We start from the raw sequence: 16,326 nt of genomic DNA, 5'->3' as shown, positions 1-16,326 counted from the left end.
GCATTATTGCGAATAGACAAACAATAAGCGGCTGATAAATCAGCCGACAAGAGGGAATTCATCAAGGAGGCCAATCAATGAGACAAACAGAGAGCTTGCTGCTTTTGGGCGTGTTTGTGGTTGGCCTTTTTGTGGTGTACTGTCTAAAAAAGCACCGACATACGCGCCACAATCAAGCGCTGGTAGCCCAGCTGAAGCGTTATCCCAGGGTGCGGCAAGCGTGGCTGGCAGCCGGGGCAAAAAGAGAAGCAGTCCTTTTGGTTCCCGGTTTAAAAGAAGCCACTGCCGCAGTGGCAACGACGGCAACGGCGAAAGCAGAAACGAGGCCGCACAAGCATGTGGATCAGTGTCAGGCAATGACCCCACAAGGGTTGGCCGTTTCGGAGGACTATTTGTTCCTCTCAGCGTATTGTTCGCAGCAGGAACATCACTCACAACTTTATATAATAGAAAGAACGAGCGGGCGGCATCTGAAAACGGTGGTTCTGCCAAAACGACCTCATGTCGGTGGACTAGTCTTTGATCGAGCAACGCAAATGCTGTGGCTAACCATCACTGGAAAAGGGATGGGGCGCGTGGCGTGTGTTTCTTTACAAGCACTGCTGGAAGATGATTCCTTGGCAACCAATCAGCCTATTGTTTATCAGCAAGTCATCGAATTGGCAGGCATCACTCACAGCTCCTATTTGGCAGCCGATGGCGGTGAACTTGTCTCAGGAACCTTTGTCTTGAAACAAGGAGGCGTGGTGGCGAATTATCCGTTGCCTGTTCTTTCGGACAGCGGTCGCAAAGCGCCTCCTCGCATCAAGCCGCGTAAGAGAAGGGTCACCACCACGAAAGTCCAAAGTATCGCCTTTACAACTGAATACTTGTTGCTGGCGCGTTCTTTTGGACCAGGGTCGGCGGAGTTATGGGTCTTTCCAAAGGATGCAACGGTGCTGACCCGCAAACATGCGTTGCGGCGCATCAAGTTTCCCCATTACCTTGAACAGATTGTGGTAGAAAAAGGGCAGCTGTACTGCTTGTTTGAAAGTGGGGCATGGGCGTATCGCCAAAAAGGTGGCAGCATCGATGAAGTCGTGGTATTGGACCTTGCGACCTTGCTTCAGTAAAAGCACTGCTTAAAAAGAAAAAAGACCAGCCTCTTAAGAAGCTGGTCATAAGTGCAGTGATTATTCCACGATTGCTCGTTGGATATCTAAGACGGTGCCGGTATGAGCATCTGCCAAAAATTCATAGGTGACAAGCTGCCCGTCTTCGGTGCGGGTGATGCCGCCAGTATATCCTTGGGAAGTGATCGCAAATTTGCGCAAAGGTTGTTTTTCGAAATTGATCCAAGAACCTTCGATCGGTCCTTCTTTGATAAACGCCGCTTTTATATTGTCTAAGACATCATCGGCATTCATGGCTTGCCTTTTCTTCAACCAGATCGTTGAAAAAATCCCTCCTGCAAAGCCAAGACCTAAACCGATGGTCAGTCCATTTTTAAAATAATGCAATGGATGCTCATTCTCCATCTAATGTCCCTCCTAAAGTAAGTTTTCCCGAATGTTGTGATCTCGGTGAAAGCACAGGTTCTCTTAACAATAGTTTACCATAGTTTAGAAATATTCTATAAGAAAAATAACCAACAATAGAAATTTGCGCTATAATAAAGAATATCAGTAGGAATAAGGAGGAAGAGAGCACATCCGTTGTTACACCCAAAAATTGCAGGAAAACACAGCCACAGCAAGCGTTGCTTTTTCAAAAAAAGCAGCTTTGTTTCTTTGGGGTAGCAAACAACCGATACGTGTTTCTCGAATGATCATGGAAGAAAAAACATTTCAACGCATCAAAGAACTAACGGAGTTACAAGGAACCAGCGGGTTTGAACACGACGTGCGAACGTATATGCGTGAAGCGATGACCCCCTTGGTAGATGAAATCCAACAAGATGGCTTAGGCGGCATCTTCGGTTTGCGTCACCACCAAGAAGCAGATGCACCACGAGTGATGTTAGCTGCTCACATGGACGAAGTTGGCTTCTTATTGACGACGATCACCGATCGCGGCTTATTCAAAGTCACTCCTTTAGGCGGATGGAATCCCTATGTGGTTTCTGCTCAACGGTTTACATTGAAAACAGCGAAGGGCGATTACCCATGCGTTTCTTCTTCAGTACCGCCACATTTGTTGCGAGGAAGCAGCGGTCAGAAAAATGTCGAAGTGACAGATATTTTGTTTGATGCTGGGTTTGAATCAAAAGAAGAAGCAGAAAGCTTTGGTGTACGTCCTGGCGATACGATCGTCCCACAAGTGGAAACCATCAAAACAGCCAATGGGAAAAACATCATCTCGAAAGCTTGGGACAACCGTTACGGCTGTGCAGTCGTATTAGAAGCACTTGAAGCCTTGAAAGAGCAAACGTTAGGCCATACGCTGATTGCTGGTGCCAACGTTCAAGAAGAAGTCGGCTTACGGGGGTCTCGTCCGTCTGTGACGAAATTCAAGCCAGACTTATTCTTTGCGGTCGATTGCTCGCCAGCAGATGACACAGTCACGAAAAATGGCACCTTTGGTCATCTAGGAGCCGGGACTTTGATGCGAATCTATGATCCAGGCATGATCATGTTGCCACGGATGAAAGAATTCTTGTTGGATACAGCAGAAAGCAACAACATTCCTTACCAATACTTTGTTTCAAAAGGTGGTACCGACGCTGGTGCGGCACACATGGCAAATGAAGGAATCCCAAGTTCAGTTATCGGTGTTCCTGGACGATACATCCATACCCACCAAACCCTATTCAGTATCGCTGATTATGAAGCGGCACGGGAAATGGTGATTCAAGTCTTGAAAGGGTTGGATCGTTCAACCGTTGATACGATCTTGGCAGGACAATAAGCGAGAACGAAAGCAAAGAGACAGCAACCCGTTGTCTCTTTTTTTTCTGCAGAGCTTTGCAAGATCAGCATGTCAGTTGGTAGTCCCTGAAAGAAAGGTGTATACTTAAAGAAAAGAAAGTGGTGAGAATTTGATTATTCCAAAAGATTTAGCAGAGTTAGCAACATATGTGGAGAAAGGCAAAAATGTCTTCTTTTTCACCGCCGATTGGTGTGGGGATTGCCGCTACATCAAACCGCAATTGCCTGAGATCGAAGCGGACTTTCCAGATCTTCAATTTATCGAAGTCGACCGTGATGAATACATGGATGTAGCGGTTGAATGGAACATTTTTGGTATTCCTAGCCTCGTCGTCATCGAAGACGGCAAGGAGCTGGGACGGTTAGTCAACAAGGATCGTAAAACCAAAGAAGAGATCGAAGCCTTTTTAACCAGCGTACAATCAGCATAGGAGGGGAAAAAGATGGAAGCACAAAGATATCAAAACATTTTAGTAGGGATCGATGGGTCAGATCAAGCGATGTCTGCCTTCAAAAAAGCAGTGGAAGTCGCTCGTCGAAATCAAGGGAAGGTCTATGCCGCAACGATCATCGATCAGCAAGTACCGACCATGATGGGCTATGCACCTTTGGATAGTTCCATCTTGGAACAAGAAAAAGATACGGCGAAAAATCTGATCGACGACTGTAAAGCCTACGCAAAATCAGTGGATTTTGATCTAGTAGAAGGCATCGTCGCTTACGGCTCCATCAAAGACGCTCTTGCCACTCAATTACCAGATCAATACGACATCGATTTGATCATGGTGGGGCAATCCGGGCTAAACGCCGTGGAACGCTTCATGATGGGGAGTGTCGCCAGCTTCGTTATCCGTGAAGCCCGGTGCGACGTGCTGATCGTATCCCCTGAAGAAACCAAAGCGTAAGGTCATTTTTTTGAAAAAATAAGCTTGTCGTTGCCGTGTTCTTTTCCTTAGTTCGCATGGTAGTAACAAGTGACAAAAGGAAGTTCCTGAGAATCAGCGGTTTTGCTCGCTAGTGAAGCATTGTCTTTAGCAAATGAGCAGTAGCTGGTTTTCAGGCTTTTTTGTCTTTGAAAATAACTAGAATTTCAAGGAAAACAAAGAAATTCCATGACGGATGCCGAAAAATTTGTTAAGATTATGGGCGGAATGTGTAAGTACCTAAGGAGGAAAAAACGTGATTTTTGCTTATAACAAAGAATATGTCAGTGATACACTGCTTGCCATCACAGCAGATGATAAAGGATTAGAACAAACCGTCGAACGCAAAGGCAATGTTGCCCAAATCAAAAATGAAGAAGGCACGATCGTCGGCTGGAATTTTTTTGCGATTTCAGAAGTAATGACGATCGAAGGCCGTGGTCAAGTAACGTTGACGAAAGAACAAATCCAACAATTGAACACCATGATCAAAGAAGCAGGATTCAGCGAAGAACTGCCAGCAGATACGGAACCAAAAATCGTTGTTGGCTATGTGAAATCTTGTGTGGAACATCCAGACAGCGACCATCTGTCTATCACGGAAACAGAAGTTGGAGATGGGGAAGTCTTGCAAATCGTCTGTGGCGCTGCCAATATCCGTAAAGGCTTGAAAGTCGTTGTCGCAAAACCTGGCGCAATGATGCCAGATGGCTTGATGATTTGGCCGGGGACGCTTCGTGGCGTAGAAAGCTTCGGAATGATCTGCTCTGCTAAAGAACTACATTTAGAAGGTGCACCAATGAAAAAAGGCATCCTTGAGCTGCCTCAAGATGCCGTTGTAGGTGAAGCTTTTCCGGTCGGTAAAGCCTAAAAAAATGAACTGCCGCTTCCTGTTTTTGCGGCAGTTCATTTTTTGATTGTTTTGATTGGTTTTGGTGATTAGTTGCTGCTGTCTGTTGATTGTTCGTTGATCGATGTATCAACGGAAAGTTTTACTTCTGCTGTTTTTTCTTCATCGCCACGATAGAAGGTTACAGTGATTGTGTCACCGACTTTGTGTTTGTACAACGCAGATTGCAGATCAGTTGTTGTGCTGACTTCTGTATCATCGATTTTCGTGATAACGTCATATTGTTGCAATCCTGCTTGTTCTGCTGGTGTTGCATTGTTGACTGAGTAGATAACAACGCCTGAAGTTACAGATGAAGGAACTTTCAAGATTTGTTCTTGTTGTTGTGATGTGATGGAACCTAAATCGATCGTTTGGATACCTAGTGCAGGGCGGACCACTTTGCCGTCTGCTTCTAGTTGATTGATGATTTCAACGACATCGTTACTTGGGATCGCAAAGCCCATTCCTTCGACACTAACGCCTGAAGCAGAGCCCGAGGTGCTGGCGATTTTACTTGAGTTGATCCCAATCACTTGACCATCAACGTTGATCAGTGGACCACCTGAGTTCCCTGGGTTGATCGCAGCATCCGTTTGGATCGCGTTGATACTGATCGTACCACCAGATTCGTTTTGGCTTGTTACTTGACGATTCAAGGAAGACACGATCCCTTGTGTCACAGAGTTTGCATAGTCAGAGCCTAGAGGAGAACCAATCGCGATTGCTGGTTCGCCGACTTTCAAGGCACTTGAATCGCCAAATGTTGCGGCAGTTGTAACTTTTTCAGAAGAGATTTTTAAGACGGCTAAATCTGTGTAAGAATCGGTACCCACCAATTCAGCTTTGACTTTTGTACCATCTGCTAAGACAACTTCCAAACCATCTTGGCCTTCAACGACGTGGTTGTTGGTTACGACATAGGCATCATCGCCATCGATTTTGTAGATGACCCCACTACCTTCAGAAGAAGCTTCTAAGGCGCTGTCGTCGTCGCTTTGGCTATCGCCTTCACTTTGTCCACCTTGCTGACCAAAGAGGCTGTTCCAATCGTTGCTTTGACTTTGTTGTAGATTAATGATGGAAACGACAGAATCTTGTACTTTTTCAACTGCTTTCGTGACATCGCTAGTCACGTCTAGTTTTACATTGGATACCTGTGTTTGTCCGTTAGAATCTTGGACCCCGCTGTTGGTCGTAGTTTCTGGTGTTGAAGTCAAAGATGAACCCATTGCCAAATACAGACCGCCGAAGGTCAATAAACCGCCGACCATACCGCCTAAAATCCCAATACCTAATCGTTTTAATAAACCAGGAGAAGTTTTCTTACCTGGTGTGACATATTTTCTTGCCATTACTATTTCCCCCTTAATGAATAATTCGTTATAATCAGTATATTCCTTCTATCTGAGATTAGTCTACTAAGAGATTTTGAAAAAAATATGAAGAAGTTGCGTAAGAATCTGTTTCAAACGATGAAATTTTCTTCGCAAAACCCGCTCATTTTTGAATAAAAATAGCAGGGAAATCTGGGGAGAATCAAAGGTTTTTTTATCCACAGTGTGTGGACAATCTTGAGAGCTTTGATTGGGTGGATGAAGAAACCGTTGAAGTGTCACAGTTTTATAGATAAGATAGAAGAATTTCAAAGAAAGTCAAAGTGTGTAAAAGGCTGTGGATAGCATTGTCCACATTTTCATAAAATAAGGGGATAACGAGGAGGAACCTATGAAAATCAAAATCGTCACAGTAGGAAAACTAAAAGAAAAGTACCTCGTTCAAGGAATCAACGAGTACGCCAAGCGATTGGGGGCATACGCAAAGCTTGAGTTTGTCGAAGTACCAGATGAAAAAGCGCCAGAAACCTTGAGTGAAGCCCAAATGCTGCAAATCAAAGAAAAAGAAGGCCAGCGCATTTTAGCCAAAATCAAAGACACCGAATATGTCTTTGCCTTAGCAATCGAAGGCACCAATCCCACCAGCGAAGCCTTCGCCAAACAAATCGATCAACTCGGCATCCAAGGAAAAAGCCAACTGACCTTCGTCATCGGCGGTTCCCTAGGCTTAAGCCAAGAAGTCATGACTCGCAGTGATGCCAAAATCTCCTTTGGCAAAATGACCTACCCGCACCAACTCATGAAACTGATCTTATTGGAGCAGATTTATCGCGCGTATCGAATCAATACGGGGGCACCTTATCATAAGTAAATATCTCAAGCAATAGAATAGAAAAAATTATCCACCGGTACTACCGGTAAAAAGGAGCAACAACCATGCGAAATATCAAATTAACGATTGAATATGACGGCAAGCGCTACTTAGGGTGGCAACGACTAGGAGATTCAGAAAAAACGATCCAAGAAAAAGTTGAAGGGGTCATCAAATTATTGACGGGAGAAGAAATTGAAATCGTCGGTTCTGGCAGAACCGACGCGGGCACGCATGCTCAAGGACAAGTGGCGAATTTCAAGACGACCCATCAAATGAGTTTGCCAGAGATGCAGCAGTTCTTTAACCGCTATTTGCCACAAGACATCGTCGTCAACAAGATTGAAGAAGTCCCTGAACGCTTCCATGCACGCTATCATGCCAAAGGCAAGCAATACAGCTATTATGTTTGGAACAACGCGATCCCATCAGTCTTTGCTCGCAATACCAGTTTTCATTGCCCGCAGCCCCTTGATTTGGAAAAAATGCAGCAAGCGGCTGAGAAGTTGATCGGCACCCATGATTTTATTGGCTTTTCTGCGTTGAAAAAATCAAAAAAATCAACGGTGCGGACGATCGATGAAATCACCATCACACCAGAAGGCGACCTATTGCGGTTTACCTTCAAAGGTAACGGCTTTTTGCATAAAATGGTCCGAATCTTGACAGGCACACTGATTGCCATTGGCGATGGCACACTGCCGCCAGAAGTGATCGATCAAGTGTTAGCCGAGAAAGTACGACAAGCAGCTGGTGAAACAGTGCCTTCTCATGGCTTATTTCTAGATGAGGTGTATTATTAAAAGAAACATGGTAATGGCTATTTAAGGAAAGGAGATCATCTATTGATCACATTAAAATCCCCACGAGAAATCGAACAAATGAAAACTTCCGGTCGTATTTTGGCAAGTATTCACGAGCAACTACGGGAAAAAATCGTTCCTGGTATCACCACGAACCAAATCAACGTCTTTGTCCATCAACAGATAGAAGCTGCAGGGGCAACAGCCGCGCAAATCGGGTTTGAAGGCTATGAATTTGCGACGTGTATCAGTGTCAATGAAGAGATTTGTCATGGTTTCCCTTCAGAATATGTTTTAAAATCAGGCGATGTCGTCAAAGTTGATTTTTGTGTCGATTACAAAGGAGCAATCTCTGACAGCTGTTGGACGTATGCTGTAGGAGAGATTTCACCAGAACATCAAGCGCTGATGGAAGTAACGAAAGAAGCCTTAATGAAAGGCATCGAGCAAGCACAAGTTGGCAACCGGGTCGGCGATATTGGTTATGCGATCCAAAGCTTCGCTGAAGAAAAAGGGTATGGTGTCGTGCGGGACTTTATTGCTCACGGCATTGGCCCAACCATTCATGAAGAACCATTCTTTCCTCATTTCGGGTTACCTGGCAAAGGAATTAGGTTGAAAGAGGGCATGACGATCACCATCGAACCGATGATCACGACCGGTACTTGGCGCATGAAGATGGACCCGAACGGCTGGACAGCACGCACGATTGACGGCAGCTATTGTGCCCAATATGAACATTCGATCGCCATCACCAAAGAAGGTCCAGTCATCATGACGTTGCAAAAGGAAGAAACGTCATCATCACTTAATGTCTTTGAAAAATAACTGTGCGGAACTTCTGTATCATGTAGATTTTCCACATCTCTTAAAAGGGCGTACCTAACTGATGGTACGCCCTTTCGATCTGTGCTTTTTTCAAAAAGATCGTAAAAGAACTCAGTAATCAACAAGTGCTTGTCTATTCATATCGGTATTATTTGATGGAGTCACTTTATTTTAAGGTTTCAGAAACTTAAAACGTTTTTGGCTTTTTCTTATTTGGTTCCGATTATTTATTTTGCTTTATAAATCATTTAACGATCAGTAGAAGAGGGAATCGAGTGACATTTAAGCCAACGAAAATACAAAAAAATAATATCATGAGGATTGTACATTAGTAAATTATTGAAAAGTTAATATACTACCTAAAAATATCAACGAGATACCTACAATACTAGAAAAAGGAATAGGATCATTTAAGATTAGCAAACCAAATATTGCAGAAACCGCAGGCTTAGAGAAAAAAACAGTGTGTGATAATTTTTTGAATTTTATTTGACAGATAAGGTAAAACAGAAAGCCGCAGGCGGTTACCACAATGCTCAAATAGAATAGACCTGGTAATGTTTGTAGGCTAAAATCGGTAAAGTAATGAAATGTGAAAATCGATTTTAATGGAGAATCATCATTAAATTTCGAAAAAATCAAATTTAATAGCGCCAATTCCAATGCGCCAAAAATAAAGGTATATGATGTAGAAGTCACTGTACTTAAAGTATATTTTTTGATAATTCTTTCGTTTAGTGTACTATATAATCCAAATAAAATAGAAGAGATCAAAGCAAATAGAACCCCTAGATCATTTTTTGTGTAATTTGAAACAATGATGATTATGATTCCTAGTACTGAAAGTATGATCGAAAGTGAAGGTACTTTTAACTGACGAGTTAATAACGTATTTATCAATTGTGTAAACAATGGATTTGTGCTAAAAACAACTGCTACAAAGAATGCGCTTGATTGAAAGATAGCCATTTGATAGAAATTCATGCTGAATACGATAAATAAAATCGCATTTAAAACAAGGAGTGGCAAAGAAGCTACCTTTATACTTTTTTTCTTAGCTAAAATAAATAGAAAAATACCGCCAATCAAAAAACGCCAAAAATTTAATTGCCCCCCGTGGCTACTCGTTCCCCCTAGTAACTTTAGTGTAATCTCTGTAGAACTGACTATTAGAATTGTAAAGATAGTGAAGAGAATGCCTTGGTATTTTTTTATCATAGCGATCGATGCATAATATACATGTCAGTAAAAATTCCATTCTTCAGTCGGAATCCTTTAGGGATAGAACCGATAATGGAAAACCCATTTTTCTCGTAGGTATGGATCGCTACCTTGTTATTAGAGACGACGGCGTTAAATTGCATTCCTTGAAAACCTAGTTGTTTTGCTTCCCATAAGGATCTTTTTACTACGTGTTTGAATAAGCCCTTTCCTCTCATCCTTTTATCGATACAATAGCTCGCATTTGCAGTATGTGCACAACGTCCGATATTATTAGGATGAATTATGAAGAATCCTGCATAGACTCCATTATAAAGAAGACAGGATGCAGCAGATTGTTCTAATAACATTAATTCAAAATCTTCTGTATTAAATAAATCTTCTCCTGGAAATGCTTCGCCATCTATCAAAATATCATTCCAGGTTTGTGTCATTTCGCTTAAAAAATGCTTATTATAGGGGATAAATTCGATTGTCATAATTATTCAACTCCAATATTTTTATATGATAATATCATCAAATGATATATAATAATATGAAAAAAAGGTTCTTACATATGAAAATATAACCAAAGGACAAGTTGATGAAAAAATTATTTGAACAGAATCACTATCAAGATACTAGTTTTCCTTTTGAAATTTATCATATAAATCAAAATGGAGTGAATCCTTCAGGTAGAGGATTCGATGATGCCCATTGGCATGATGAATTACAATTTACCATTGTTGAGAAGGGAGTAGTTAATGCAAAAATTAATGGAGTCGACTATATATTAAATAAAGGTGATTTTATCTTTATCAACTCTAATGTTCTACATCAAATGACTCAACTAACACCCAATAGCTCTTATATAAGCATAAATTTTATCAAGGAGAATCTCACTTTCTTCCCTGGAAGCCGAATGGACCTTAGCTATGTGGAGCCCTATGTAAATAGTATAAAATATCCTTGTATTGCGATGGACAACCTGGATATTTCTTCAAGAGAAATCTTATCTATCCTAAAAGAAATTATCGATTTGTATTACATGGAACCAAGATTTGGTCGAGAGTACTTGATATCGATAGATCTTTGTAAAGCTTGTCTTATTCTAATCAACTCGAAGTTAGATCAGATAAAGCAACCGACTACCATTAAAAATACTAAAATAAATCAGATAATGACAATGATCCAATTTATATACGGAAACTATGCCGAAAATATAGCTTTAGCTGATATTTCCTCAAGTAGTCACATTAGTAATTCAGAGGCGAACAGATTGTTTAAAAAGTACACATCCATGACCCCTTATAAATTCTTGATTGATTATCGATTACAACGAAGTCAGAGTTTATTGGAAAATAAGAATCTAACAGTTACTGAAATTTCTCAACAAATTGGATTTTCTGATACGAGTCATTTTATCCAAAGTTTTAAGAAAAAATATGGACGAACGCCCGGATCCATAGATTAATGGGCGATAACTTAAAATAGGGTCAGAAACATAAAATTTTTTAATTCTTCATTTCACAATTCCTTTAGTAGCTCCATTAGTTAGGTCAGAAAGATACTAACTTAGCACAGCAGTGTAAACTTGTAAGAACAATTCTTTTTAATGGAATTTAGGTGAATCGACCAAAAGGATAATTATGTATATACTTAGTCGTGATATATGTTATACTATGTATATACAGAAAGAGGTGTCGCGCATGGAAATGTTACCTATAAAAAAATGGGGCAATAGTAACGGTCTTAGATTGCCCAAGCACATTATGGAGTATCTTGGCATTCATACAGATGACAAAGTGAAGATAATACAAGAAGAAGTAAACGGGCATAGACGGCTAATCATCGAAGCGGCAAATTCAGAAAACGAGTTAACGATTGAAGAGTTATTTGAAAATTACACTGCTGAGAGAAATCACGTGGAAATTCAACATTTAGGTGAAGCAGTAGGGAATGAAAAATGGTAAGAAAACCTAGACAAGGTGATATTTTGTTATTGGATACAGCTCCTCGTTCTGGACATGAACAAACAGGAAAAAGACCCTATATTGTTTTAAGTCATGACATGATTGCAGATTATAGTAACGTTGCCACCGTTGCTCCGATTTCCAGTACAAGTAGAAACTATCCGTTATATGTAAGTATTAATCCAGATTATGGCATGAAGACAACAGGAAAAGTATTGTTAGATCAATTAACGACAATAGATTATGAAGCCAGAGCATGTGTTTTTTTGGAAAAAGCGCATGAGCACTTGGTTGATGAGTTATTGATGAAAGTCAGAACAGTATTTCAAAAAGTAAGTAAATAAAAACAGCATGATCATCTTATCGATGTCGACCATGCTGTTTTCTTTTATTCTATAAACAGTATATCCGTAAGATTATACGCCCGTGCAATCTTTAAGACATCAGCTCCATTCTCAAGAGCCTGGACGATACTTTTATAAACAAGGCAACTGGGGGAGCTTTTGTGTCTGCATTAGCAATTTTAATACTTTGTGCTTGGCGACGTTTGAAGTCGGTACGCTGCTGGGCATCAAATTGGGCGAATCGGCGAAACTATGGTACAGTGCAACCAAACAAGGAGCGAGAGTCGCTCCTTCATGAGGCAAAGGGGCAATGGTGATGAAGCAAACAACGATGGCGTGGCTGTCAGAAATCTATAATTTGATCTTGCATCCTGGCACGAGACAGTGGGAACGAGAACAACTGGTGCAAGCAAAAAATACACTGGAAACTCAGCTGGCGATCAAACAAAAAGCAGGCAAACACGAAAAAGAATCGTCAAATAGCCTTGAAGACCAACAGACCAGACGGGTTTTGGAAAAACTAGAAGCGTCGTTGCGTCCTTTGGCACTGAGAAACAATCTGACCCCGAATGTCGCAGAGTTTTATCAAACAATCAGTCAGCCAGCACCGAAAAAGACAATGAATGAAGAAACAAGCAAAGCCCAACCAGCAGAAGTTTCTGTGGAGCCGACCGAAACAGGTGGAAAAGCACAAGAAGTGGCTATTTTTGCTGGCGGCTGCTTTTGGTGTATGGTCGAGCCTTTTGAAGACCAGCCGGGCATTCTTTCCGTCTTGTCGGGGTATACTGGGGGAACCGTCCCGAATCCGACGTATGATCAAGTACTAAGTGGAACAACAGGGCATGTCGAAGCAGTAGAGATCATTTTTGATCCCAAAATCATCACCTATCAGGACTTGTTGCAGTTATATTGGCAAGTGACAGACCCGACAGATGCTTTCGGACAATTTCAAGATCGCGGCAATTTTTATCGCCCAATCATTTTCTATACGACTGCTGAGCAGGAAGTGCTTGCGCAACGAGCCAAAAAGGAACTAGCACAATCTGGTTATTATCAGCAACCCATCGTGACTGAGATCCGCAAGGCCACGCAGTTTTGGCCAGCGGAAAACTACCATCAAGCATTCTACAAGAAGCAGCCAAAGCGCTACCAGCGGATCAAGCGAGCGCGCAAGCAACTGATGCTTTTTTATAAACTGAAACGCTGGACAAACCGAGGAAATAAACGATCATAAACAGAAGATCACTAAAAAAGTGGGGCTCCGAGAAAAGGCCAGAGGATCAAATGAAGGCTCTTTTCTCCACAGGCCGCGCTTTTTTTCTGCGCGTTTAGCCAATTGGATAAAAAACGAAGATTTATTTTAGAATAACGTCCAAAGAAAGCGTTAACAACAAGAATTATAATAGAGAAAGAAAAAGTGGCGAAAAAGGTCGAAAAAGCAGGTGTCTTTTGCTTGGTTCCTTTCTTCGAGGAAAGAAGGTGGGAAACACCAGAGAAAAATCAGCGGAAAAATCAATCAGCAACACCCCATAGCAACACAACATTTATTATATGAAGATTCATATAAGTTAGGAGAAATGTGATGAAAAAAAAGGGAACGTTCGTCTCACTGTTTATGGCTCTCATTCTTTTTATCTTTTCAGAAAGAACAGTGTTTGCGGCAGAAGCGATCAATGAGATCGTTGCACCAACTGGAGTCAAAGCATTTTTAGTACTGATTCCGTTAGTGTTAGTACTGGTTTTACTCTTTAAAAAAGTAGATATGATCATTGCTGGCTTGATTGCTGGGATATTGGCGATGATTATTGGCGGGATCAGTTTAGCTGAAGCCAATTCGCAACTGTTGGAAGCTATTCCGACGATGTTAAGTATTACGGTGCCAATCATCAATTCCGCTGTAGCGATGGCGGTCTTCAAAGCCGGTAGTTATACGGCAGCCTTAACCTTAGCCAAAAGAGGGACCAAAGGAAAAGTGGAATATGTGGCAGGGTTTATTGTCATTTTATTGGCAGCAGCGACTTATATGTCCGGGATCGGCGGCGGGAGTGCGATGGTGATCGCACCGTTAGCATTTGCGGCAGTTGGGGTGGTACCCGAATTGATCGCAGCGATGTCGTTAGCGGCAGCTGTCTCCTTTACGACTTCTCCTGCCTCTTTGGAATCTAGTATCGTGTCTGAACTAGGCGGCTTTAGTGTCGCTTCTTACGTAGATCAAATGCGCCCATTTTGGTTGTTATTCGTTGGTTTGGCGATTTTATTGGCATTCTTTGGGACCAAGCGTCGTCATCTGGGCTTCAAAGAATCAGCCAATCAAGAGTATGAGAACAAAAGCAATGGTGAATTGTTCAAAACGACACTGCCTGCGATTTTCTTGCTTTTTGCGGTCATCTTTGGTCCGTTGATCAATGACCTGATCGGCTTTGTCCTCTTTACACCGCTAGTTTATATGGTGGTCACGTTGGCGTTGATTTTTGTTTGTACCGACTTTTCGATGAATCAATCGGTGGAAGCGATGGTGGACGGATCGACGTATATTTTGACCCGCTTGTTCCAAGTGGGGATCTTTTTAGCCTTCATCAACGTGATCGCTGAAACCGGGACGTTTGCTGTTATTGCCGGTGCGGCACAAAATGCCCCCGCAGCGATCGTCGTTCCCGTGGCGATCTTGACGGGTGTCTTGATTGGGATTCCCGCGGGTGCCTATGTTGGCTCCGTATTAACATTAGTGTTACCAGTTGCCGTTTCATTAGGCTTCCCAGTCTTAGCTCTTGGCTTTGTAACGATGGGGGTTGGCCTCGGCAGCCAAATGAGTTTCGTCAACATTACGATGCAAGCTTTATCTTCTGGTTTCCAAATTCCGATTCTGGATGTAGTCAAAGGAAACGTGAAGTGGTTGAGTTTAGCAGCTGTATTATTATTAGTCATCGGCTTAGTGTTTGGCTGATGGATAGGAGGAAAACATGGATTTATTGATCAAGCAAGCACGTCTTGAAGACGATGCAGAATTAGTAGACATTGCAATTTCAGAAGGAAAAATCATCGCAGTTGCACCCAACATTGAAGAATCAGCAGCAAAAACGATTGAGGCGAAAGGCAAAGTGGTGATCCCTGGATTGATCGAAAGCCATATCCACTTAGACAAAGCCTTGATCGCCGATCGTGAACCCAATAATTCAGGTACGTTGCAAGAAGCGATCCAAGTTACGGCAAAGCTGAAACCGACCTTTACCGAAGAAGACATTTATGATCGGGCGAAACGCGCATTAGAAATGCTGATCGTACATGGCACGACTGCTGTGCGCACCCATGCCGAATTTGATCCAGCACAAGGCTTCACAGGGTTTGACACCATCATGCGCTTAAAAGAAGAATACCGCGACTTGATCGATATACAGGTCGTTGCCTTTCCGCAGGAAGGGATTTTTAAAGCACCCGGGACGGATAAAATGATGATCGAAGCGATGGAGAAAGGCGCCGATGTCGTTGGCGGCATTCCTTACAATGATGCGCCAGCCAATGAGCACATCGACTTGATCTTTGAGATCGCCAAGCGATTTGACAAAGACATTGACTTGCATCAAGATTTTGCCGACGAAGCAGACGATACATCGATCGTCTATCTGTGTGAAAAAACCATCGCAGAAGGCTATCAAGGTCGGGTATCAGTAGGACATTTGACTGCACTGCATGCCATGGAACCTGATCAGCTGGCAGAAGTCATCGATTTGATGGTCAGAGCCCAAATCAATGTGATGCCGTTGCCTGCGACCGACTTGCACTTAGGTGCCAGAAACGATGCCTACAACGTTCGCCGTGCCGTGACGCCGATTCGCAAATTACGTGATGCTGGTGTGAATATCTGTTTAGGCAGCAACAATATCCGTAACGCCTTTACACCATATGGCAACGGTGATTTGATTCAAATTGCTATGTTGGCTGTGCCAGTGGCGCATTTAGGCGGCGCCGATGACCTGCCGACGGTCTTGCCAATGATCACGACCAATACCGCTAAAGCATTAAATATCAAAGACTATGGAATCGCTGTTGGCAACCGCGCAGATTTGATTCTTTTAGATACCCAAAGAAAAGCCGATGTGCTGATCGATATTCCTGAACGTTTGATGGTCATCAAAAATGGCCGCATCACCGTAGAAGTCAAAAAAGAAGTGACGATCCACCGTTAGTAACAGGTCATGTTTTCTCAAGTAGTACGATTTATTCGTGCTACTTTTTTTATCGTAATATAGTCGAA

General features: G+C 42.4%; 18 protein-coding genes. 14 read left to right on the top strand and 4 right to left on the bottom strand.

Going from position 1 to position 16,326, the window contains the following annotated elements; genetic code table 11:
- The first annotated feature begins 77 nt into the window (after window positions 1–77).
- Window positions 78–1,112, top strand: a complete 1,035-nt coding sequence (locus IGI78_RS11505; protein WP_195264691.1) for a hypothetical protein — start codon at window positions 78–80, stop codon at window positions 1,110–1,112.
- Window positions 1,113–1,172: 60 nt separating this feature from the next.
- Here IGI78_RS11505 and IGI78_RS11500 read toward each other — a convergent pair whose 3' ends face one another.
- Window positions 1,173–1,517, bottom strand: coding sequence for a peptidase (locus tag IGI78_RS11500; protein WP_005234590.1), 345 nt, complete (start codon window positions 1,515–1,517; stop codon window positions 1,173–1,175).
- Between the two features lie 292 nt (window positions 1,518–1,809).
- Here IGI78_RS11500 and pepA point away from each other — a divergent pair, with 292 nt between their 5' ends.
- The 4 genes from pepA to ytpR all read left to right on the top strand — a co-directional run bounded on the left by pepA (window position 1,810) and on the right by ytpR (window position 4,700).
- The gene (gene pepA, locus IGI78_RS11495; RefSeq protein ID WP_430618036.1) at window positions 1,810–2,886 is read left to right on the top strand and encodes a glutamyl aminopeptidase; all 1,077 of its coding nucleotides are present in this window, start codon (window positions 1,810–1,812) and stop codon (window positions 2,884–2,886) included.
- Between the two features lie 130 nt (window positions 2,887–3,016).
- Complete coding sequence (locus IGI78_RS11490; protein ID WP_026008043.1) at window positions 3,017–3,337, top strand: thioredoxin family protein; 321 nt, start codon at window positions 3,017–3,019, stop codon at window positions 3,335–3,337.
- Window positions 3,338–3,349: 12 nt separating this feature from the next.
- Window positions 3,350–3,811 carry a universal stress protein gene (locus tag IGI78_RS11485; RefSeq protein WP_005225429.1) on the top strand — a complete coding sequence of 154 codons (462 nt, stop codon included), beginning with the start codon at window positions 3,350–3,352 and terminating at the stop codon, window positions 3,809–3,811.
- A 274-nt stretch (window positions 3,812–4,085) separates the two neighbouring features.
- Window positions 4,086–4,700, top strand: coding sequence for a YtpR family tRNA-binding protein (gene ytpR, locus IGI78_RS11480; RefSeq protein ID WP_005225431.1), 615 nt, complete (start codon window positions 4,086–4,088; stop codon window positions 4,698–4,700).
- A gap of 68 nt (window positions 4,701–4,768) precedes the next feature.
- Here the strand turns inward: ytpR and IGI78_RS11475 are convergent, their stop codons facing one another.
- Window positions 4,769–6,073 carry a S1C family serine protease gene (locus IGI78_RS11475; protein ID WP_096741488.1) on the bottom strand — a complete coding sequence of 435 codons (1,305 nt, stop codon included), beginning with the start codon at window positions 6,071–6,073 and terminating at the stop codon, window positions 4,769–4,771.
- 373 nt (window positions 6,074–6,446) lie between these two features.
- On the opposite strand from IGI78_RS11475, the gene rlmH reads away from it, so the two are divergent.
- From rlmH to map, 3 genes are all read left to right on the top strand, one after another.
- Window positions 6,447–6,926: a 23S rRNA (pseudouridine(1915)-N(3))-methyltransferase RlmH gene (gene rlmH / locus IGI78_RS11470; protein ID WP_008379108.1), complete on the top strand. Its 480-nt coding sequence runs from the start codon at window positions 6,447–6,449 to the stop codon at window positions 6,924–6,926.
- 65 nt (window positions 6,927–6,991) lie between these two features.
- Complete coding sequence (truA, locus tag IGI78_RS11465; RefSeq protein ID WP_195264693.1) at window positions 6,992–7,729, top strand: tRNA pseudouridine(38-40) synthase TruA; 738 nt, start codon at window positions 6,992–6,994, stop codon at window positions 7,727–7,729.
- Between the two features lie 42 nt (window positions 7,730–7,771).
- Window positions 7,772–8,557: a type I methionyl aminopeptidase gene (gene map, locus IGI78_RS11460; RefSeq protein WP_195264694.1), complete on the top strand. Its 786-nt coding sequence runs from the start codon at window positions 7,772–7,774 to the stop codon at window positions 8,555–8,557.
- A 336-nt stretch (window positions 8,558–8,893) separates the two neighbouring features.
- Here map and IGI78_RS11455 read toward each other — a convergent pair whose 3' ends face one another.
- Both IGI78_RS11455 and IGI78_RS11450 read right to left on the bottom strand, forming a co-directional pair.
- Complete coding sequence (locus IGI78_RS11455; RefSeq protein ID WP_086291981.1) at window positions 8,894–9,775, bottom strand: DMT family transporter; 882 nt, start codon at window positions 9,773–9,775, stop codon at window positions 8,894–8,896.
- Window positions 9,772–10,257, bottom strand: a complete 486-nt coding sequence (locus IGI78_RS11450; RefSeq protein ID WP_195264695.1) for a GNAT family N-acetyltransferase — start codon at window positions 10,255–10,257, stop codon at window positions 9,772–9,774. Before IGI78_RS11450 ends, IGI78_RS11455 begins: the two co-directional genes overlap by 4 nt.
- 104 nt (window positions 10,258–10,361) lie before the next feature.
- Between IGI78_RS11450 and IGI78_RS11445 the strand changes: the two genes are divergently transcribed.
- From IGI78_RS11445 to IGI78_RS11420, 6 genes are all read left to right on the top strand, one after another.
- Window positions 10,362–11,231 (top strand): AraC family transcriptional regulator, encoded by an 870-nt coding sequence (locus IGI78_RS11445; RefSeq protein ID WP_430618035.1) that lies wholly within the window; start codon window positions 10,362–10,364, stop codon window positions 11,229–11,231.
- A gap of 208 nt (window positions 11,232–11,439) precedes the next feature.
- Complete coding sequence (locus IGI78_RS11440; RefSeq protein WP_086293387.1) at window positions 11,440–11,730, top strand: AbrB/MazE/SpoVT family DNA-binding domain-containing protein; 291 nt, start codon at window positions 11,440–11,442, stop codon at window positions 11,728–11,730.
- Window positions 11,724–12,074, top strand: coding sequence for a type II toxin-antitoxin system PemK/MazF family toxin (locus IGI78_RS11435; protein ID WP_074932270.1), 351 nt, complete (start codon window positions 11,724–11,726; stop codon window positions 12,072–12,074). Before IGI78_RS11440 ends, IGI78_RS11435 begins: the two co-directional genes overlap by 7 nt.
- 310 nt (window positions 12,075–12,384) lie before the next feature.
- Window positions 12,385–13,308: a peptide-methionine (S)-S-oxide reductase MsrA gene (gene msrA, locus IGI78_RS11430; RefSeq protein WP_195264696.1), complete on the top strand. Its 924-nt coding sequence runs from the start codon at window positions 12,385–12,387 to the stop codon at window positions 13,306–13,308.
- Between the two features lie 348 nt (window positions 13,309–13,656).
- On the top strand, window positions 13,657–15,018 hold the full coding sequence (locus tag IGI78_RS11425; protein ID WP_005225442.1) for a hypothetical protein: 1,362 nt from the start codon (window positions 13,657–13,659) through the stop codon (window positions 15,016–15,018).
- Window positions 15,019–15,034: 16 nt separating this feature from the next.
- A complete protein-coding gene (locus IGI78_RS11420) occupies window positions 15,035–16,258 on the top strand; it encodes an amidohydrolase family protein (RefSeq protein ID WP_195264697.1) in 1,224 nt (407 codons plus the stop codon).
- Window positions 16,259–16,326: the final 68 nt, after the last annotated feature.

This window comes from Enterococcus sp. DIV1767, assembly GCF_050542585.1.
Taxonomy (GTDB): Bacteria; Bacillota; Bacilli; order Lactobacillales; family Enterococcaceae; genus Enterococcus_D; species Enterococcus_D innesii.
The sequence above is the reverse complement of the archived record's forward strand: the minus strand, read 5'-3'. Positions and strand labels throughout refer to the sequence as shown.